Genomic DNA, 20751 nt, shown 5'->3' with positions numbered 1-20751 from the left:
GGCGCGCCGGCTCCGGCCGGCTACACAGCAGGGAGCCGGAGCGGCGGCGAAGCGCCAATTCCGGCCGACCTAAAGCATGGGACCAAGCTAAGCGCTAAAGCGCTAACTCTGGCCGACCGCGAAGCATGGGGCCAGACTAAGCGCTAAAGCGCTAACTCTGGCCGACAAGGACTGTCATGAAGCTCGAACATCCGGATCGTCTGATGAACCGCACGCCCCTCTCGCTTGCCGCGCTCGAAACACACGACGCGTTCGCCGAGCGCCACATCGGCCCTGACGCCGCCAGCCAGCAAGCCATGCTCGACGCACTTGGCTTCGCGTCGCGCGCCGCGCTGATCGACGCGGTGATTCCCGCGCCGATCCGACGCGCCGGCGCGTTGCCGCTCGGCCCGTTCGCACAACCGAAGAGCGAGGCGGAAGCGCTCGCCGCGCTGCGCGCGCTCGCCGACAAGAATCAGGTGTTCCGCTCGTACATCGGGCAAGGCTATTACGACACGCATACGCCCGCGGTCATCCTGCGCAACGTGCTCGAAAATCCGGCGTGGTACACCGCGTACACCCCGTACCAGCCGGAAATCTCGCAGGGCCGGCTGGAAGCGCTCCTGAACTTCCAGCAGATGATCATCGATCTGACGGGCCTTGCCGTCTCGAACGCGTCGCTGCTCGACGAGGCAACCGCCGCCGCCGAGGCGATGACGCTGCTGCAACGCGTCGGCAAACCCCAATCGAACGTGTTCTACGTGGCCGACGACGTGCTGCCGCAAACGCTCGAAGTGATCAAAACGCGCGCAAAGCCCGCGGGCATCGACGTGAAGACGGGCCCCGCCGCCGACGCCGTGCACGCAGGCGCCTTCGGCGTGCTGCTCCAGTATCCGGGCGCAAACGGCGACGTGCGCGACTACCGCGCGCTCGCCGACGCCATCCATGCGGCGGGCGGCCATGTGATCGCCGCGGCCGATCTGCTCGCGCTTACCGTGCTTACGCCGCCCGGCGAATGGGGCGCGGACGTCGCGGTCGGCAATTCACAGCGCTTCGGCGTGCCGATGGGCTTCGGCGGCCCGCACGCCGCGTATCTCGCGGTGCGCGACGAATTCAAGCGGCAGATGCCGGGGCGCCTCGTCGGCGTGACGGTCGACGCGCAGGGCAAGCCTGCGCTGCGCCTCGCGCTGCAAACGCGCGAGCAGCATATTCGCCGCGAGAAGGCGACGTCGAACGTCTGCACCGCACAGGCGCTGCTCGCGATCATGGCGAGCATGTACGCCGTCTATCACGGCCCGCGCGGCCTGAAGACGATCGCGCTGCGCGTGAACCGCATCGCGGCGCTCTTCGCGGCGGGCGTCAAGACGCTCGGCTACGCGAGCGTCAACGACACGTTCTTCGACACGCTGACGATCGACACGGGCACGCGCACCGCGCGCATCCACGAACTCGCGAACGCGCGGCGCATCAACCTGCGCCGCGTGAGCGGCACGCAAGTCGGCGTATCGGTCGACGAAACCACGACGCGCGCCGATCTGGCCGATCTGCTCGACATCTTCGCGCAGGCGGCAGGCGGCGCGGCCGCGCCCGACGTCGACGCGCTCGACGCGCAGTTACCGGACGTGCCCGCGCTGCCCGCCGGCCTCGAGCGCACGAGCGCGTATCTGACGCATCCGGTGTTCAACCGCCATCATTCCGAGACGGAAATGCTGCGCTACCTGCGCAGCTTGTCAGACAAGGATCTCGCGCTCGACCGCTCGATGATCCCGCTCGGCTCGTGCACGATGAAGCTGAACGCGACGTCGGAGATGCTGCCCGTCACGTGGCCCGAGTTCGGCCGCATCCATCCGTTCGCGCCCGCCGAGCAGACGCTCGGCTACCGCGAAATGATCGACCAGCTCGAACAGATGCTCGTCGCGGCAACCGGCTACGCGGCCGTGTCGCTGCAGCCGAACGCCGGCTCGCAGGGCGAGTACGCGGGCCTTCTGATCATTCACGCATATCATGAATCGCGCGGCGAAGGCCATCGCAACGTGTGCCTGATTCCGGCGTCCGCGCACGGCACGAATCCGGCATCCGCGCAGATGGCGGGGATGAAGGTGGTGGTCGTCGCGTGCGACGCGCAAGGCAACGTCGACCTCGCCGATCTGAAGGCGAAGGCCGACCAGCATGCGAAGGATCTCGCGGCCATCATGATCACGTACCCGTCGACGCACGGCGTGTTCGAGCAGAACGTGCGCGAGATTTGCGAGATCGTGCATGCGCACGGCGGCCAGGTGTACGTCGACGGCGCGAACATGAACGCGATGGTCGGCCTGACCGCGCCCGGCCAGTTCGGCGGCGACGTGTCGCACCTGAACCTGCACAAGACCTTCTGCATCCCGCACGGCGGCGGCGGCCCGGGCGTCGGCCCGGTTGCGGTCGGCCCGCATCTCGCGAAATTCCTGCCGAATCAGCGCTCCACCGGCTACGCGCGCGACGAAGCCGGCATCGGCGCGGTGTCGGCCGCGCCATACGGATCGGCATCGATCCTGCCGATCTCGTGGATGTACATCGCGATGATGGGCGCGCAAAACCTCACCGCGGCAACCGAAACCGCGATCCTCAACGCGAACTACATCGCGAAGCGTCTCGCGCCGCACTATCCGGTGCTGTACTCGGGCCCGGGCGGGCTCGTCGCGCATGAGTGCATTCTCGATCTGCGGCCGATCAAGGAGACGAGCGGCATCACGGTCGACGACGTCGCGAAGCGTCTGATGGACTACGGCTTTCACGCGCCAACGATGAGCTTCCCGGTGCCGGGCACGCTGATGGTCGAGCCGACCGAGTCCGAATCGCAAGAGGAACTCGACCGCTTCATCGACGCGATGATCGCGATCCGCAACGAGATCCGCGCGATCGAGGAAGGCCGCGCGGACCGCGAGGACAACCCGCTGCGCCACGCGCCGCACACGGCCGCCGTCGTCACGGCGAACGAATGGCCGCACGCGTATTCGCGCGAGGAAGCCGCGTATCCGGTCGCGTCGCTGTCGGCGAACAAGTATTGGCCGCCCGTCGGCCGGGCGGACAACGCGTATGGCGATCGCAATCTGTTCTGCGCGTGCGTGCCGGTAGCGGATTACGCGTGATGCGGCGGCGCGGCTGCCTGGCCGCGCCGGCTTTGCGATGCTGCCGATGACGCCGCGCCATCCGCCCCCGTCGTTCCGGATGGCACGCGCTCCCATTCGCCGGCAAGTCCGGCTAACATCTCGTACCGCGATCCAGCCAACAAAGGAGTTCCGCATGGTGCGTCAGATGTATCCGGGCCTCGCGCGCGCGCCGCGGCCGCGTTTTCACGCGTTCGCGCCGGCGCTCGTTGCATACGCGGCGTTGATCCTGACCCATCCCGCGCGGGCGGCGATGAATTTCTGCGCGGCGCCCGCGATGCAAAGCAGCGAAACGACGCAGGCGGAACCGGGCGTGCAGGCGCTGATCCGCAGTGTTGACGCGCGCGTCAACGAGCCGCCGAAAGCGATGCCGCGCGTGCATACCGAAGGCACACTGCCGCACGAGGGCATCTACGATCAAAGCGCCGACGCGCTGAAAGACATGGAACTGATGCGCGACGCGGCGCTCGCGTGGCGCGTGACGAACGACGCGCGCTACCTCGCGCTCGTCGACCGCTTTCTGTTCGCGTGGGTGACGACCTATCAGCCGAGCTACAACCCGATCGACGAAACGCGCTTCGAAAGCCTGATCCTCGCATACGACATGACGGCAAGCGTGCTGCCGGTGAAGACGCGCAACGCCGCGTCGGCGTTCATCGCCAAGCTCGGCAGCGGCTATGTGCAACAGATCGACGCGCAGAAGCGTCCGCTGATGCACACTTGGCGCAACAATTGGCAGAGCCACCGGATCAAGCTGATCGCGCTGGCCGCGTTCACGCTCGGCGATCGCAAGATGATGAACGCCGCGCAGCGCCTGTTCGCCGAGCATCTCGGCGACAACATCGAGCCGGACGGCACGACCTACGATTTCGTCGAGCGCGACGCGCTGCACTACGCGCTCTACGATCTGCAGCCGCTCGTGACCGCCGCGCTCGCCGCGCGGCGCTTCAACCGCAATTGGCTGCGCGAGCGCGCGGCAAACGGCGCGACGCTGGCCGCCGCGCTCGATTGGCTCGTGCCGTATGCGCGCGGCGAGAAAACGCACGAGGAATTCGTCCATTCGCCGGTGCCGTTCGATGCGAAACGCCGCGAAGCCGGCCTGCCCGGCTACTCGGGCCAATGGGAGCCGAAAAGCGCCGCCGAGCTATTCCATCTCGCCGCGCGCCTGGACGGCCGCTATGCGAGTGTCGCACAACAACTTTCCCCGATGCCGCCCGCTTGGCTTGCCGCGTGCCTGCCACTGCCGGCGCGGTGATCCCCGCAATATTCAGCAAGTCAGGAAATCTCATGGCAGTCAGCGTGTTCGATCTTTTCAAAATCGGTATCGGCCCATCGAGTTCGCATACGGTCGGGCCGATGCGCGCCGCATTGATGTTCGCGCAAGCGCTCGAGCGCGACGGGCTGCTCGCCGCGACGGCCGGCGTCAAGGTGGAGCTGTACGGATCGCTCGGCGCAACGGGCAAGGGCCACGGCACCGATCGCGGCGTGATGCTCGGCCTCATGGGCGATGCGCCCGATACGGTCGATCCGGCGACGATCGCCGCGCGGCTCGAGACGGTGCGCACCTCGAAGACGCTCGCGCTGCTCGGCACGCATGCGGTGACGTTCGTGCCGAAGGAGCACATCGCGTTCTACCGGCAGGCGCTGCCCGAGCATCCGAACGCGATGAAGCTCGTCGCGACCGACGCGAGCGGCTCGGTGCTGCGTGAATCCACCTATCTGTCGGTCGGCGGCGGTTTCGTCGTCACCGCCGGCGCGCCCAACACGAAGGTGCTGGGCGCGGCCGAGCAGATGGCGCATCCGTTTCGCACCGGCGCCGAGTTGCTCGCGCTCACCGCGTCGACCGGCAAGTCGATCGCGCAACTGATGTGGGAAAACGAGCGCGCCTGGCATTCCGACGACGAGACGCGCGCGGGCCTTCTCAAGATTTGGGACGTGATGCAATCGTGCGTCGCGCGCGGTTGCGGCATCGGTAATCCGGACGCCGACGGCAACCTGCCCGGCCCGTTCCAGGTCAAGCGGCGCGCGCCGCAGCTCTATCGAACGCTCACCGGCAACCCGGAGCAAGCGTTGCGCGATCCGCTGTCGATGGTCGACTGGATCAACCTTTACGCAATCGCCGTCAATGAAGAGAACGCGGCGGGCGGCCGGGTCGTCACCGCGCCGACCAACGGCGCGGCGGGCATCATTCCCGCCGTGCTTCATTACTACACGCGCTTCACGCCCGGCGCGAACGATCAAGGCGTGATCGAATTCCTGCTGACGGCCGCGGCGATTGGCATTCTGTACAAGCTGAACGCTTCGATTTCGGGCGCGGAAGTGGGCTGCCAAGGCGAAGTGGGCGTTGCGTGTTCGATGGCGGCGGGCGCGCTCGCGGCCGTGCTGGGCGGCACGCCGCAACAGGTCGAGAACGCCGCCGAGATCGGCATGGAGCACAATCTCGGGCTCACTTGCGATCCGGTGGGCGGGATGGTGCAGATTCCGTGCATCGAGCGCAACGCGATGGCGTCGGTGAAGGCGGTGAACGCCGCGCGCATGGCGCTGCGCGGCGACGGCAGCCATTATGTATCGCTCGACTCCGTCATCAAGACGATGCGCGAAACCGGCGCGGACATGAAAACGAAGTACAAGGAAACGTCGCGCGGCGGGTTGGCGGTGAATATCGTCGAGTGCTGAAGCGTGCGGCGCGCATGCGCGGCCCGGCCGTTGCCCCGATGGCCCTTGCGCGCAACCGGCCGGCGCGCGCGGCTCAATCCGCGACGCCGCCCTCCCGCTTCTGCGCGCGCAGCGCCGACGGGCTTGCGCCATAGCGCTCTCGAATCGTGCGGCTGAAATGCGCGTGGCTGGAAAATCCCCATCGGAATGCAATCTCGCCGATCGCGACGCCGCGTAGCGCCGGATCGAGCAAATCGGCAAGCGCAAGCGACGCGCGCTTGCTCCAGATGTGCTCGTCAAGCGACTGCCCGTCGGTCGCGAACAACCGGTTCAAATGGCGCAGCGACAGCCCGAGCGCATCCGCGACCGCTTGCGGCCGCAACGCCGGATCGGCGAGCCGCTCGGCGATCAATTGCTTCGCGCTCAGCAGATACGACAACGCCGGGGTCGAGCCCGCCGAGCCCCGCACCTCGCAGCGCAGCATCGATTCGAGCAGCACCGTGGCATGCAGAACGAGCGGCGCTGTTGCCGCATGCGTCGGCTGATGCACGAACGCACCGAGCCGGTGGCGCAGCGTGCGGCCGAGCAGCATCTCGCGGCCCGCGCGCGCGGCAAGCTTGAGCGGCAGCCGCGCCGGATCGACGCCGAAGCGCAGGCGGAATTCATCGGCGGGCAAATCGATCAGGAACTGGCGCATCCCGGTCGGAAAGCCGAAGATATACGGCCGGCGCGTGTCGTAGACGATCGTTTCGCCCGCATCGACGATCTCGCAACGTTCGTGCTGAATGAAGTACGCGCGCCCCTCGACCACCTGGCACGCAAAAATCGAATTCTTCGGACAATTGCGCACGAGCGCGGGACTGCGCTCGATCTGGTGCGTGTTGCCCGAGATGTCGGCAAGCCGCATGCCGTCGAGCATGTAGTTCGCGAGGCTCGCATCGAGCCCCGTTTCGCTGAGCGACGAGCAACGCAGGCCGATGAGCGCGTCAGCGTTGTACGCCTCCCAGAGCGCGATCCGCTCGCCGGGCGGCACGCCCGCTGTCGACATGCGCGTGACCGCGCAATAGTCCGGGCCATGGTTCGCGCCATGGCCCGGATAGCCAACCGTGTTCATCGTGTCTCCTAGCCCCTGCTCATGCTGATGATGCGCTTGCGCCCGCCGCCGCACGGGCCGCGCGCGAGGCCAATGCATGGCGCAGGCATGACGCAGCGCCCGGCCCTCCATCCCGCAGGCAATTCGTTCGGCGATGGCGGCCACCGTCATGAAAGCACTTTTAAGCCGAAGGCTGTGCGTTTTCGCTCGCATTTCGGCGCCGTTCGTCGTGGCAATGAGCCAAGTTGCCGCGCTTGCGCGGGGGGCGTGCCGGAAAAACGCGCGGGCGCAGCCTGTAATCAGCGGGAACCGACCCTTTATCCGGCCCGGCGGCGACATCGCACGATAAGCCCGCGCGCAGGCCCGCCAGCCCGGGCCGTCCCTGTCGATCAACAGAAAAGTCCCGGTCGATCAAGCGGTTGTGCCCGCTGACGCTTAAATTTTAGCCATGATCAAAATTACCAGGAGGCAAGCATGGTAGCTCCCGCTCACACCGAATTCTGGCGCGACCTGAAGCCGATCGCGAACGCGCTGATGCCCGACGCGAAGCCCGAGGCTTATATCGCCGACGCGGCAGCCGACGATCCGCGCCTGTACGTGCCGTTCACCGAGACGGTATCGTCGCGTCCGCTGTGGATCTCGCCGACCCATAACCAATGGTGCGACATCCTGTGCGCGCGCAGCGCGGGCCTCGTGAATCGCCACTATCACCCGCATGAAGTGTTCGCGTACACGATTTCGGGCAAATGGGGCTATCTCGAACACGACTGGACCGCGACCGCCGGCGATTTCGTCTACGAATCGCCGGGCGAGGGGCACACGCTCGTCGCGTTCGAGCACGAGCAGCCGATGAAGGTGTTCTTCATCGTCAAGGGGCCGCTGATCTGGCTCGACGACGAAGGCAACGCCACCGGCTACTTCGACGTGCATTCGTATATCGCGATGTGTCGCGCGCATTACGAGCGCGTCGGCCTGGGCGCCGCGGCGATCGACAAGCTGTTCCGCTAACGCCGGCGCAGGGGTCATCATGAATTCCGTGCCGGCCGCCAAGACGGCCCGCTGGCTCAGCTACGAGAATCTGCTGCTCGCGATTCTGTTTCTCGCATTCGGCTTCGTATTCTTCGACCGGCTGGCGTTATCGTTCCTGTTTCCCTTCATCTCCGCCGAACTGCGCTTGAGCCATACGCAGCTCGGCATGTTGTCGTCGGTGCTCGCGCTGATGTGGTCGCTGTCCGGCGCGGTGGCAGGCGCGTATTCCGACGCGCGCGGCGCCCGCAAGCAGATCCTGGTCGTTGCCGTGATCGTCTTTTCGCTCTGCTCGGCGCTGTCGGGCCTCGTCGGGAGCTTCGTGGCGCTGCTCGTGTTCCGCGCGCTGATGGGCGTCGCCGAAGGGCCGGTGCTGCCGCTGTCGCAATCGCTGATGATCGAAAGCTCGGCGCCGCATCGGCGCGGCCTCAACATGGGCTTGCTGCAAGGCTCGGCGGCGGGGCTGCTCGGCGCGGTCATCGGCCCGCCCGTCGTGATCCATTTCGCGACCGAGTACGGCTGGCGCACCGCGTTCTATCTGTCGTGCCTGCCCGGCTTCGTGATCGCCGCGCTGATCGCACTGTTCGTGCGCGAGCGGCCGCCGCGCGACGCCGGCGCGGCAAGCGCGGCCGCCACGGGAAGCCATGCGGGCAGCCGCGCGCATGGCGCGGGCGACAGCGCCCGCGAACCCGGCGCCGGCCGCGCGAACCGCTGGCAACTGCTGAAGCACCGCAACATCCTGCTATGCGTGCTGATCAGCTGCAGCTTCGTCACATGGTTCATCGTGCTCGTGTCGTTCGCGCCGACCTTCCTCGTCGAAGCGCGCCGGCTGACGCCGCAGCAGATGAGCGGCGTGCTGAGCTGCCTCGGCGCCGCCTGGGTGCTGTGGGGCTTCGCGGTGCCCGCGATCTCGGATCGCGTCGGCCGCAAGCCGGCGATGGTGCTGTTCGCGGCAATCGCGGCGCTCTGCCCGATCGTGATGATGTACGCGCAATCCACATGGGCGCTCGGCGCCGGCGTGCTGCTCACTTATACGGGCCTCGGCTGTTTCACGCTGTTCATGGCGACGATCCCCGCCGAGACGATCGACCGGCGCTCGGTTGCGACGGCGCTCGGGCTGATCATGGGCATCGGCGAGCTGATCGGCGGCTTCTTCGCGCCGACGATCGCGGGCTTCGCGGCCCACCGCTTCGGCCTGCCCGTTGTGATGTGGATCGCGGCGGGCGGCGCGCTCATCGCCTGCGCGGCGTCATTCTTGCTCGTCGAGACGGCGCCGGCGGTGCTAAGCCGCCGCGCCGGCCTCGGCGCCACCGGCGCGCGCACCACGGCGCGCGACCACGACCTCGGGAGTTTGTCTTGAAAGCACTGCAATGGCACGGCGCGCGCGATCTGCGCGTCGTCGATCTCGATCCAGCGCCCGTCGGCGCGCATGAGGTGCGCGTCGCCGTCGTGTACTGCGGAATCTGCGGCAGCGACGTCCATGAGTACGCCGACGGGCCGCACGCAATCCCGACCGATAAGCCGCATCCGGTGTCCGGCCGCCGCGCGCCGCTCACGATCGGTCACGAGTTCTGCGGCATCGTTGCCGAAGTCGGCGCGCAGGTCGAGGGCCTGCGGCTTGGCGACCGCGTCGCGGTGGAGCCGGAATACCGCTGCCGGCGCTGCGCATACTGCGCGGGCGGCGCATACAACCTGTGCGAATCGATGGGCTTCGCCGGCCTGATGGGCGACGGCGGAATGGCGGACTACGCGACCGTGCCCGCTTACATGCTGCATAAGCTGCCGGACGACGTCACGCTCGAACAGGCGGCCGTGCTCGAACCCGCAGCGGTCGCGCTGCACGCGCTGCGGCGCAGCGGGCTGCGCGCGGGCGACGCATGCGCGATCTTCGGGCTCGGGCCGATCGGTCTGCTGCTCGTGATGCTCGCGAAGGCGCACGGCGCGTCGGTGGTCGCCGCGGTCGATGTCGCACCGCAACGCATCGAGGCCGCGCAGCGGCTGGGCGCAACGCTCGCGTGCGATGCGCGCGATCCGGGCTTCGTCGACACGATCCGCGCGGCGGCCGGCGGCCTCGGCGTGCCGATTAGCTTCGAGGCGGCCGGCTTGCAAGCGACGCTCGATGCGTCGATGCGAGTGCTGCGCAAGGGGGGCCGGATGGTGATGGTCGGCCTGATGCACGATGCACGCTTCGACGCGTTCCGCGCAGTCAACGACGAGTTGTCGATCACGACGAGCGTCGGCTACCGCGACGTCTATCCGGCGCTGTTCGATCTGATTCGCCGCGGCGCGCTCGATCCGGCGGCGATCGTCACGCGCACGGTGCCGCTCGCGCGGGCCGTCACCGACGGCTTCGAAGCGTTGCTGCATGACAAGCAGCAGATCAAGGTGCTCGTCGCGCCGGCGCTCGACCGGTAGGTGGCGCGGCGCGAGTCCGTCATTGACGTGAACCGCCCGCTAACCGCCTCGCGGCTCCTGCGCGACGGAGCCTAACGCGCGCGACGGCGGCTCGGGCTGAGCGGACGACGGCGACGCCAATCGCCAGTAACCGATACCCGCCAGCAGCAGGATCAGGCATGTGCAGATCGCGCGCGCGGCCAGACGCTCGCGCCGCGCGCGCGCCAATTCCTGCTCCAGCGCGTTGTTTTTCGCTGCCGTTTGCATCTGCGCATCGGAGATTTCCTTCAACCGCTCCTTCATCTCGCTCAGCGCGGCGTTCGCGCCACGTGAGCGTTCGTCGCTCTTCGCTTTCGCGTCGGCGGCTTGCCGCAATTCGGTTTCGCGCTCGGCGAGTTGGGCCTGGAGCCGCTCCAGCGCCCGCCGCTGCTCGGCAAGCTCGTTGCGCTGGCTGTCGACGAGCTTTTTCAGATACGCGTTCGACGAAGGATTACTCAACACGACCGCCTTCAGAAAACCGTTGTCGCTCTCGAACATCCGCTTGAGCCGCACGCGGTGCTGGCTTTCCAGCTCGTCGGTGGTGGCGTCGTCGTCGATCGGATACGCATAGGGCGGGCGGCTGACGTCCACTTCGATCACCGGCATGCCGAGCGCGCGCAGTTCGTCCTGTTTTTGCGCGTCGACCGCATGCGAATGCTTGATCTCGACGCACATCCGGCCATCCCATTTGAGCCCCAGGCTGTCGGCCGTCTCGAACTCGACATAGACGTCCACCAAGAAAGGCGCGCCCGCCTGCCGCCGCACCGGCTCCTCGGTTCGCGCGGCGTTGATCCGGACCGGCACCAATTTCTTCCAGCGCACCGGCCCCTGCGGCGTGGGAACGTAAAGCTCGAGCCGCGTATGCGACACGGTGGCGAGCGCCTCCTTGAACAGCACGTGATTCAGCGATTCGCCCTGCGCGTCGCCGCCGGGCGCGCCGCCCCCCGTGCTTTTGTACGCGAAATAGCCGGCGCCCTTCAGCACATGGACGACTTCCTTGCGCTGCCCCGCCCGGTGCAGGCTGTAGTAGGTCTTCCCGGTCGGCTCCCCGTTGTAGCGCAGCTTGCGCTCGCGCGCGACGGCCTCGGCCGACACCATCTCCTTTCCGCTTGCGCTCGTATAAGCCCGTTTCTTGGTCATCTGATCCCTCGGTCATCGCGGCCGGCGCTGTTTTGTGCGATGCGACCGATCCGCTCGCCGGCCGCGCGCGTCCGATCTCGTTTGCTGCCGTTTGCGCTCGGGCGGCATGCCGTGCGGCCGAGCGCCGGAGGCGTCGATATTAAGGAACATCGGCGCAACGTGCGCGCGGCCGCGCGAAATCCGCCGCGCGTTGCGCCGCGGATTTCGTCGCGGCCGTAACCGGCGTAAGCTGTACGTCCCGCCATGAAGGGAGCCCGCCGTCCATGTCGATTTCCCCGGATTTCGAACCGCGTGCCGTCACCGGTGCGCGGCTGATCGTCGATGCGCTGCTCGCCAACGAGGTCGAGCGCGTGTTTTGCGTGCCCGGCGAAAGCTTTCTCGCCGTTCTCGATTCGCTCGCCGACGAAACCGAGCGCATCCAGACCGTCGTCTGCCGGCACGAAGCCGCCGCCGCGAACATGGCCGAGGCGCTCGGCAAGCTGACCGGCAAGCCCGGCGTCGCCTTCGTCACGCGCGGCCCCGGCGCGACGCATGCGTCGATCGGCGTGCACACCGCCTTCCAGGATTCGACGCCGATGATTCTGTTCATCGGCCAATGCGCGCGCGAACATCTGGATCGCGAAGCGTTCCAGGAAATCGACTACCGGCGCATGTTCGGCCAGCTCGCGAAATGGGTCGCGCAAATCGACGATGCGCGCCGCATCCCCGAATATCTGAGCCGCGCGTTTCATGTCGCGGTGTCCGGGCGGCCCGGCCCGGTCGTGCTCGCGTTGCCGGAGGACGTGCTGTCCGCGCCCTGCGCGCCGCAACCGGCCGTGCCGGCCGCGCGGCGCATTGCCGCGTCGCCGTCGGCCGCGCAGATGCGCGCGCTGCGCGACACGCTCGCGCGCGCCGAGCGGCCGCTCGCGATCGTCGGCGGCAGCGGCTGGACGAGCGCCGCTTGCGATGATCTGCGCCGCTTTGCCGAGCGCTGGCAGCTTCCTGTCGCATGCGCGTTCCGCTTCCAGGACACCTTCGACAACGCGCACCCGAACTACGCAGGCGACGTCGGCCTCGGCATCAATCCGGCGCTCGCCGCGCGCATCCGCGAAGCCGACGTGCTGCTCGCGCTCGGCCCGCGGCTGGGCGAGGCCACGACGGGCGGCTATACGCTCATCGACATCCCGAAGCCGACGCAAACGCTGATTCACGTGCATCAGGGCGCCGACGAACTCGGACGCGTTTATGCGGCTGATTTGCCGATCGTCTCGGGCATGCCCGAAATCGCCGCGCCGCTCGCCGTGCTCGAGCCGCCCGCGTCGCCCGCCTGGGCGGGCAGCGCGGCCGACGCGCATCGCGCGTATCTCGAATGGCAGGCGCCGCAGCCGATGCCGGGCGACGTGCAACTCGGCGACGTGATCCGGCAACTGCGCGCACGGCTGCCGGACGACGCGATCGTCACGAACGGCGCGGGCAATTACGCCGCATGGCTGCATCGCCACTTCGACTATCGGCATTTCCGCTCGCAACTCGCGCCGACGAGCGGCGCGATGGGCTACGGCGTGCCGGCCGCGCTGGCGGCGAAATCGCTGTATCCGCAACGCACGGTCGTCGCGCTGGCGGGCGACGGCTGCTTCATGATGGCCGGCAACGAGCTGGCGACCGCGGTTCAGTACGGGCTCGCGATCGTCGTGATCGTCGTCGACAACGGCCATTTCGGCACGATCCGCATGCATCAGGAGCGCAATTATCCGGCCCGCGTGCACGGCACCGGCCTCACGAACCCGGATTTCGCCGCCTATGCGCGCGCCTTTGGTGCGCACGGCGAGACGATCGAGCGCAGCGCCGATTTTCCGTCCGCGCTCGAACGCGCGCTCGCGAGCGGCCTGCCCGCGCTGATCGCCATTCGCGTGCCGCAGGAAGCGAGCACGCCGGCCGCGACGCTGACGCAAATCCGTGCGCAGGGGTTGCGAGCGCGTCGCGCGTGAACATGGCCCGGGCTTGATCGCCCGCTGCATACGTCCATGACGAAAAATATCGCCCGGGCCGCGCCGCGTTCGAACGGCGGGCCTGCGTCGTTGCCGAACCCGGCCGCGCGCCGGGCCGCCGGCGACGCCGCGCTGTCGCCTGCCGACGCGCTCGCGTACCCCGGCACGCTGCTGTCGCCCGGCGGTAAGCTCGTCGCGCCATACGATCTCGAATGCGCGCCGGCAGCCCGCACGCACGGCCATGTCGGCGCGGCCGCTCGCGCCGGCTTGCTGAACGCGGCCAGCCGCCCGTTCACGCTCGATTACGCGGCGATATCGGCCGTGCATGTGGTCAACGGCATGGGCGTCGCGCTCGGCGATTCGGTGGTCGGCATCACCGCGCTCACGGCCATCCGCGCCGCCCATGCGCATCTGCGCGTCGTGCTGTACCGGCCCGCGCACGCGCCCGGCTATGTCGACGCGCTGTACCGGCTTGCGGCCGCCGCATCGGTGATCGCGCCGCCGCGCGCGCTGCCCTGGCCCGCCGCCGCGCTGCCCTCGGGCCCTCGCGACGCGCGGATCGATCTTGGCAATCATCTGTACTGGCCTGCGTTTGCCGTGACGCCGATGGTCGATTTCTTCCTGTCGGCGCTCGGCGTGCCGCCCGAATCGGTTCCGGCCGGCGCCAAGCGCAATCGCTGGCTCGCCGGGCTTGCGCTGCCCGAGCTGCCGCCCGCATGGCGCGGGCGCCGCTATGCGCTGTTCTGTGCGCGGGCAAGCACGCCGCTGCGCAGCATCCCCGCCACGCAGCGCGCCGCGCTCGTCGACCGGCTCGCGCGGACCTACCAGCTGCCGGTGCTCGGCTTCGAGCCGATCGATCATCCAGACTACGTCGACGTGAGCGGCTACTGTGCCGACACCGGCCAGTTCATCGGCTGGGTGAAGCATGCGCGCGTCGTATTCAGCGTGGATACGGCGGCGGTGCATCTCGCCGACGGCTTCGACGTGCCGACGCTCGCGCTGTTTTCGAGCATCCCGGCCGGCTTGCGCGCGCGCGACTACCCGTATTGCACGTCGGTTACGCTCGATCTGCCCGACGCACTGCGCAGCCGTCACGCAAGCGATAGGCTCGACGAGCTTGCGCAACTCGAAGCCGCTTATCGGCGCATCGACTGGGATGCGCTCGCATGGCCGAAGCCGCGGGATTGACGATCTGCCGAACGGCGCGGGCGTGCGAGGAGGCCGATGGCGGATGCGCCAGCAGCGGCCCGAGCAGCATGACAGCGCGCATGGCCGCCGCCACGATAAAACGGCCATCGCGCGCGCTGCCGCGATCGAGCGCGGTGCGAATTTCGCGCGAGGTGGCCAAGCACGCGCCGGCTGCTTCTTTCGAAGACCGCCAGCCGTCCCGGCGAACATCGAGCTGCGCTGTTCAAACTGCGGTCATTCGTCGACAAACACCATCGCCGTGCGGCATGCGCGCCATCCAGACGTGCCGGGCACGCGTATCAGCTTCCTATGCGGGCGAACATCCGGCCGTGGCCGCCGGGCTCGGCATTTGGCATTTGGCACTCAGCATGCCGCGCGGAACGCACGCCACGCGCGCCCCCGCCAGACAGCCGAAGCGCCGCCACACCGCCCGCGGCTCACCGGGCTCAGTACACGAGCGCATCGCGCAACGTCTCCGACGGCCGTGTGCCGAACATCCGCCGATAGTCGGTCGCGAACTGGCTCAGATGCCAGAAGCCCCACGCCGCCGCGACGTCCTGCACCGATTCGGCCGCGCGCCGCCGCAAGTCGCGCCGCGCGCCGTTCAGGCGCAGCGCGCGCAGATACATCGCCGGCGCCATCCCGAGCACATCCTGAAAGCAGTACTGCAGCGTGCGCCGGCTCACGTGCAATTGCTGGCACAGTTCCGGCACGCCAACCGGCCGCGAACGATGCGCGAGCACATAGTCGCGCGCGGCCGCGACAATCCTGCGCCGCCGCGACACGTGAACGGAGGCCGCGCCATCGGCAGGCGACGCGCACAGATCGAACAGCGCTGCCAGCACCTGCGCCTGCAAATCGTCGCGCGCGCAGCCGGACAGCGGCGCGTGCGCCGCGCTCATCGAACCCGCATCGTCGAGCCGCTGCGCGAGCAGCGCGCAAAGCGCGCTCAGACGCGCCGCGCCGACCGGCACGACCGCCTGCTGCTGCAGCCGCTCGTCCAGCTCGCAACGCTCGACCTCCTGTGCATAGCGGCGCAGCACCGCACCGCGCACAACCACCCCATAGATCGAGAATTGCGCGGGCGTCAGCAGTTCGAACTCGACGTTGCCGGGACGCAGCGCGAACGCGCCGGCGGCGATCGGTTGCGCATCGATGCGCGCCGCGCCGTCGCGCGCGAGCGGGATACCGAACCAGTACGCGTCGCCGCGCACCTCGCACGCCTGCCTGAGCGTATGGCTCGTCGTCTCGCGGAACAGCTTCATCGTGTCGAGCGGCAGTTCGGTCAGCGTGCCGATGAAGCGGCCCGCCGCGAGCTGGTCGTAAGCCTGGCGCCAGCCGATCAGGTTGCGCGCCTGTTCGTCGGCGTCGTGCGCGACGCTGACGACCGCACGCCCGGTAACGCCGTCGCCGTCCGCGCTGCGTCCCGTGTCCTCTGCCGTCGTCTCGGCGCTGGCGTGCTCGCGATTCATTGCGCCTCCCTTTGCGTTGCCGAAAATGAAACGATCGATGCGATCACGCAATTCCCGTGCCGAAGCGCGGCGCGGCAGCGGCGCCGCCACGTGGCCCGGTTGCGCGCCACGCTGTGCCACCGCTGAACAACTCGCGCGGGGCGGCTGTTCCATAACGGCGCAATCGCGTCCGGCGCCGGTGCACCGCCATCACGCCCGCTTCGCGCCGCCCCACGCGCCGCACGGCCCGGCTGCACCGCCGCCGCGCACGCTGGCACGATTTTGGCGTATCGCAACGCGAGCGCCGCATCGCGCGGCGCATCACCCCGACATGCGAGGAGCAACGATGAATCACGCGGACATGCAGCATCTGACCATCGAATTTCCGTACCGCAAGCAATATGGAAATTTCATCGGCGGCGAATGGGTCGCCCCGGCCGGCGGCGAATATTTCGACAACGTGTCGCCCGTCACCGGCCAGCCGTTCACCGCGATCCCTCGCTCGCGCGAAGCCGACGTCGAACTTGCGCTCGATGCCGCGCATGCGGCGAAGGCCGGCTGGGCCGCGACGTCGCCCGCCGATCGCGCGAACCTGATGCTGAAGATCGCCGACCGGATGGAGGCGAACCTCATGCGCCTCGCGGTGGCCGAGACCATCGACAACGGCAAGCCGCTGCGCGAGACGACCGCAGCCGACGTGCCGCTTGCGATCGACCATTTCCGTTACTTCGCGGGCTGCATCCGCGCGCAGGAGGGCTCGATTGCCGACATCGGCGGCGACATGGTCGCGTACCACTTCCATGAGCCGCTAGGCGTGGTCGGCCAGATCATCCCGTGGAATTTTCCGCTGCTGATGGCCGCTTGGAAGCTCGCGCCCGCGCTCGCGGCCGGCAATTGCGTCGTGCTGAAGCCCGCCGAGCAGACGCCTGCGTCGATCCTGGTGTTTGCCGAGCTGATCCGCGATCTGCTGCCGCCGGGCGTGCTGAACATCGTCAACGGCTTCGGCCTGGAGGCGGGCAAGCCGCTCGCATCGAGCAAGCGGATCGCCAAGATCGCCTTCACCGGCGAAACGTCGACAGGCCGCCTCATCATGCAATATGCGAGCGAAAACCTGATTCCCGTCACGCTCGAGCTGGGCGGCAAGAGCCCGAACCTGTTCTTCGCCGACGTGATGGACCGCGACGACAGTTACTTCGACAAGGCGCTGGAAGGCTTCGCGATGTTCGCGCTGAACCAGGGCGAAGTGTGCACGTGCCCGTCGCGCGCGCTTGTCGAGGAGAGCATTTACGAGCGCTTCATGGAGCGTGCGTTGAAGCGCGTCGAATCGATCCGCCAGGGCCATCCGCTCGACTCGCGGACGATGATCGGCGCGCAGGCGTCGGCCGAGCAGCTCGACAAGATCCTGTCGTACATCGACATTGGCCGCAGCGAAGGCGCGCAATGCCTGACGGGCGGCGAGCGCAACGTGCTCGCGGGCGAACTCGCGCAAGGCTATTACGTGAAGCCGACTGTGTTCCGCGGCCACAACAAGATGCGCATCTTCCAGGAGGAGATCTTCGGGCCGGTGCTCGCGGTGACGACGTTCAAGAACGAGGAAGAAGCGCTCGAGATCGCGAACGACACGCTGTACGGCCTGGGCGCCGGCGTATGGACACGCGACGGCAGCCGCGCATACCGGATCGGCCGCGGCATCGAGGCCGGCCGCGTGTGGACGAACTGCTATCACGCGTACCCGGCGCATGCGGCGTTCGGCGGCTACAAGCAATCGGGGATCGGCCGCGAAACGCACAAGATGATGCTCGATCATTATCAGCAGACGAAGAATTTGCTCGTCAGCTATAGCGACAAGCCGCTCGGGTTCTTCTGACGGCCCGGCCGCCAGCCGCCGCGCGTGAGCAGGCCCGCGCGCGGCGGCGGTTTCGCCGGGGGCAACCGGCCGGCAAGCGGTGCGCGCCGCTAGGCGCGGCAGGCCGATCGCTCATCCGCACTCGCGATCGAACGCGGGCCGTTGCATGCGCCGCGCGGGCGCGTCGACCGGCGTCTGGTCCGTCGCTTCGCCGTGCGCGCGCGTGCGGCTCAAAAACGCAAACGACGCCAGCGCGCACAACGCCGTCACCACCATCAGCCCGTCGAGCACACTGCCGAACGCGGCCGCGTAGTCTTGCCGCAGCGCCGTATGCGCGACGCCCGGCACAAGCGCCGCGGCATGCGCGACATCGCCAGCCGCAAGCCGCGCGGCCGCCTCGTGCACGGCGTCGGGCGTGGCGGACGAAGCCGCCGCCGCATGCATCCGGGCCTGAACGAGCGCCGCCAGCAGCGCGTTGACGAGCGCAAGCGCGATCCCTTCGCCCGCCACCCGCATGGTGCTGAAAATCCCCGTCGCCATGCCCGCGCGCGCCTTCGGCACCACGCTCACCGACAAGCCGTCCATCAGCCCCCACGGCATCCCCGCGCCGACGCCGATCGTCAGCATCGGCGCGATCAGCCCGAGCGGGGCGGCCACGCCACCGGGCGCCGCGCTTGCGAGCGCGCGGTTCAGCCAATACAGCCCGGCTGCCGCGATCAACAGTCCGATCCCCGAGATCACGCCTGCCGACATCCAACGCGTGAGCGTCGCGGCGAGCGTCGGCACGACGAGCATCGGCGCGGAGATCGCGAGCATCAGCCAGCCGGTATCGAGTTCGCTCAGGCCGTCCACGCCGATGAAGCGCAGCGGCAGCACGACGAGCAATACGATGTAGCAATAGCAGGTGGCGATCGGCAGCACCTGCACGCCGACGAAGCTCGGATAGCGAAACAGCGTGAGATCGAGCATCGGGCGGGCAACGCGCGTTTCGATCACGGCAAAAGCGATCGCCAGCCCGGCCGCGCCCGCGAGCAGTCCCGCGACAACCGGATTCGACCAGCCGCTCGCCTGCGATTGGATCACGCCGAATGTGAAGCACGACAGCATCGCGGTGAATGCCGCCGTGCCCGCCCAATCAAGGCGCAGCGCATTGGGATCGCGCGACTCGCGCATCCGCGGCACGCCGAATGCGAGCGACAGCACGCCGAGCACCGCGCCCGTCACGAAGATCGCGCGCCAGCCCAAGCGCTCGATCAGCATGCCAGCGAGCACCGGGCCGAACGCGAGCCCGACGCCAAATGTCGTGCCGAGCAAACTGAACGCACGCGTGCGCGCGGCGCCGTCGAATTCCTGCGCGAGCGCGGCCGTGCCGCCCGCGAGCGCCGCCGCCGCCGCCACGCCTTGTGCGGCGCGCAGCAGATCGACAGCGACGATCGACGGCGCGAAGCCCAGCGCAAGCGCGCACACGGTAAAACCGCCGACGCCCGCCGCGAACACACGCTTGCGGCCGAACTGGTCGGCCAGCGCGCCCGCCGCCATCAGCAGGCTGCCGAAAGTCAGCATGAACGCGTTCGTGATCCAGCTCATCGCGACGGGGCCGCCGTCCAGATCGCGGCCGATCGCGGGCGTGGCGACCGCGCCGCCCGAAAAACTGAGCGGCAGCGCGAGCGCGGCCAGGCAGACGGCCGCGAGTATCGCGAGCCGCGCGGAAGAAAAAGGGGAGTCCGTATCCATCGTTCGTCGAATCCTTCAAAAAACGCCAGTCCCCGTGACGCGAAAGCGCGCGCCACACGCTACCCGGCCGAGCGATGAACGATAATTCAGATTCAATTTGTGAAAAATGACATGAAATTCCGGATATTGCGGAATTAAAATCCGCAATTGGCATGGCTTGAGAGGATCGAAGCGGCATGGACAATTTGAACGGCATCGTCGCGTTCGTATGCACGGCAGAAACGCTGAGCTTCGTCGCGGCGGGCCGCAAGCTCGGCGTTTCGGCATCGGCGGTCGGCAAGACGATCGCAAGGCTGGAGCACACGCTCGGCGTGCGGCTCTTTCACCGAACCACGCGCAAGGTCACGCTGACCGACGAAGGGCGGCATTTCCACGAACGCTGTCACCGTATCCTCGAAGAGCTGCGCGACGCCCAAGCCGCCGTCTCGCAGAGTGCGCAGACGCCGCGCGGCCGGCTGCGCATAAGCCTGCCCGTGATCGGCTACCGGTTCCTGCTGCCGGTGCTGCCCGAATTCAAGCGCCGCTATCCGGAGGTCGAGCTGGATCTCGATTTCAACGATCGTCTCGTCGACGTCGTCGACGGCGGCTTCGATGCGGTGATCCGCAGCGGCACGCTGACGGATTCGAGCCTGATGTCGCGCCGTCTCGGGCCGTTTCGCTTCGTGCTGTGTGCGTCGCCCGCGTACCTCGCGCAGGCCGGCACGCCGCGCACGCTACGCGATCTGGACGCGCATGGCTGCGTGCGCTACCGCTTCCCGACCACCGGCAAGCTGCAGCCTTGGGCGCTGCTGCCGGACGGCGGCGAGCCGCCGAACCTGCGCACCGCGATGACGTGCAACAACATGGAGGCGCTGCGCGCCGCCGTGATCGCGGGATTCGGCATCGGCTACATGCCGGATTTCCTCGCCCACGACGCGCTCGAGCAGCGCAAGCTCGCCACCATGCTCGACCAGTATTCGATCGATCCGGGACAGTTTTCGGTTTTGTGGCCGTCGAGCCGGCAGTTGTCGCCGAAGGTGCGGGTATTCGTCGATTTCATCTGCGAGCGGTTGTTTCGCGGCGATTGAGGTTCGGCAGATTCGATTGGTTCGAT

The 20751-nt window shown here is 68.1% G+C and carries 14 protein-coding genes; 10 read left to right on the top strand and 4 right to left on the bottom strand.

Going from position 1 to position 20751, the window contains the following annotated elements; genetic code table 11:
* The first annotated feature begins 176 nt into the window (after positions 1–176).
* The 3 genes from gcvP to WS68_RS14695 all read left to right on the top strand — a co-directional run bounded on the left by gcvP (position 177) and on the right by WS68_RS14695 (position 5801).
* Positions 177–3107 (top strand): aminomethyl-transferring glycine dehydrogenase, encoded by a 2931-nt coding sequence (gcvP, locus tag WS68_RS14705; protein ID WP_059571499.1) that lies wholly within the window; start codon positions 177–179, stop codon positions 3105–3107.
* A gap of 154 nt (positions 3108–3261) precedes the next feature.
* Complete coding sequence (locus tag WS68_RS14700) at positions 3262–4380, top strand: alginate lyase family protein (protein ID WP_059571498.1); 1119 nt, start codon at positions 3262–3264, stop codon at positions 4378–4380.
* Positions 4381–4412: 32 nt separating this feature from the next.
* Positions 4413–5801: an L-serine ammonia-lyase gene (locus WS68_RS14695; protein ID WP_059571497.1), complete on the top strand. Its 1389-nt coding sequence runs from the start codon at positions 4413–4415 to the stop codon at positions 5799–5801.
* 73 nt (positions 5802–5874) lie between these two features.
* Here the strand turns inward: WS68_RS14695 and WS68_RS14690 are convergent, their stop codons facing one another.
* Positions 5875–6894: a helix-turn-helix domain-containing protein gene (locus tag WS68_RS14690; RefSeq protein ID WP_059571582.1), complete on the bottom strand. Its 1020-nt coding sequence runs from the start codon at positions 6892–6894 to the stop codon at positions 5875–5877.
* A 453-nt stretch (positions 6895–7347) separates the two neighbouring features.
* Here WS68_RS14690 and WS68_RS14685 point away from each other — a divergent pair, with 453 nt between their 5' ends.
* Genes WS68_RS14685 through WS68_RS14675 form a run of 3 tightly spaced genes read left to right on the top strand, consistent with a single transcriptional unit; the run spans position 7348 to position 10314 of the window.
* Positions 7348–7881 (top strand): 2,4'-dihydroxyacetophenone dioxygenase family protein, encoded by a 534-nt coding sequence (locus WS68_RS14685; RefSeq protein WP_059571496.1) that lies wholly within the window; start codon positions 7348–7350, stop codon positions 7879–7881.
* A 19-nt stretch (positions 7882–7900) separates the two neighbouring features.
* Positions 7901–9259, top strand: coding sequence for an MFS transporter (locus WS68_RS14680; RefSeq protein ID WP_059571495.1), 1359 nt, complete (start codon positions 7901–7903; stop codon positions 9257–9259).
* Positions 9256–10314, top strand: a complete 1059-nt coding sequence (locus WS68_RS14675; RefSeq protein ID WP_059571494.1) for a 2,3-butanediol dehydrogenase — start codon at positions 9256–9258, stop codon at positions 10312–10314. The genes WS68_RS14680 and WS68_RS14675 overlap by 4 nt, the downstream gene beginning before the upstream one ends.
* 39 nt (positions 10315–10353) lie before the next feature.
* Here the strand turns inward: WS68_RS14675 and WS68_RS14670 are convergent, their stop codons facing one another.
* Positions 10354–11472, bottom strand: a complete 1119-nt coding sequence (locus WS68_RS14670; protein ID WP_156429515.1) for a hypothetical protein — start codon at positions 11470–11472, stop codon at positions 10354–10356.
* Positions 11473–11735: 263 nt separating this feature from the next.
* Here WS68_RS14670 and WS68_RS14660 point away from each other — a divergent pair, with 263 nt between their 5' ends.
* Together WS68_RS14660 and WS68_RS14655 are read left to right on the top strand one after the other, a co-directional pair.
* Positions 11736–13439, top strand: coding sequence for a thiamine pyrophosphate-binding protein (locus WS68_RS14660; RefSeq protein ID WP_059571491.1), 1704 nt, complete (start codon positions 11736–11738; stop codon positions 13437–13439).
* A gap of 36 nt (positions 13440–13475) precedes the next feature.
* Positions 13476–14627, top strand: a complete 1152-nt coding sequence (locus WS68_RS14655; protein ID WP_231753023.1) for a glycosyltransferase family 9 protein — start codon at positions 13476–13478, stop codon at positions 14625–14627.
* 446 nt (positions 14628–15073) lie between these two features.
* On the opposite strand, the gene WS68_RS14650 is transcribed toward WS68_RS14655, so the two are convergent.
* A complete protein-coding gene (locus tag WS68_RS14650) occupies positions 15074–16099 on the bottom strand; it encodes a helix-turn-helix domain-containing protein (RefSeq protein WP_059571490.1) in 1026 nt (341 codons plus the stop codon).
* A 325-nt stretch (positions 16100–16424) separates the two neighbouring features.
* On the opposite strand from WS68_RS14650, the gene adh reads away from it, so the two are divergent.
* A complete protein-coding gene (adh, locus tag WS68_RS14640; protein WP_059571488.1) occupies positions 16425–17945 on the top strand; it encodes an aldehyde dehydrogenase in 1521 nt (506 codons plus the stop codon).
* A 111-nt stretch (positions 17946–18056) separates the two neighbouring features.
* Here the strand turns inward: adh and WS68_RS14635 are convergent, their stop codons facing one another.
* Positions 18057–19658, bottom strand: coding sequence for an MFS transporter (locus tag WS68_RS14635; protein ID WP_059571487.1), 1602 nt, complete (start codon positions 19656–19658; stop codon positions 18057–18059).
* 176 nt (positions 19659–19834) lie between these two features.
* Here WS68_RS14635 and WS68_RS14630 point away from each other — a divergent pair, with 176 nt between their 5' ends.
* On the top strand, positions 19835–20725 hold the full coding sequence (locus WS68_RS14630) for a LysR family transcriptional regulator (RefSeq protein ID WP_059571486.1): 891 nt from the start codon (positions 19835–19837) through the stop codon (positions 20723–20725).
* Positions 20726–20751 lie beyond the last annotated feature (26 nt).

The organism is Burkholderia sp. TSV86 (assembly GCF_001522865.1).
Classification (GTDB): domain Bacteria; phylum Pseudomonadota; class Gammaproteobacteria; order Burkholderiales; family Burkholderiaceae; genus Burkholderia.
The sequence above is the reverse complement of the archived record's forward strand: the minus strand, read 5'-3'. Positions and strand labels throughout refer to the sequence as shown.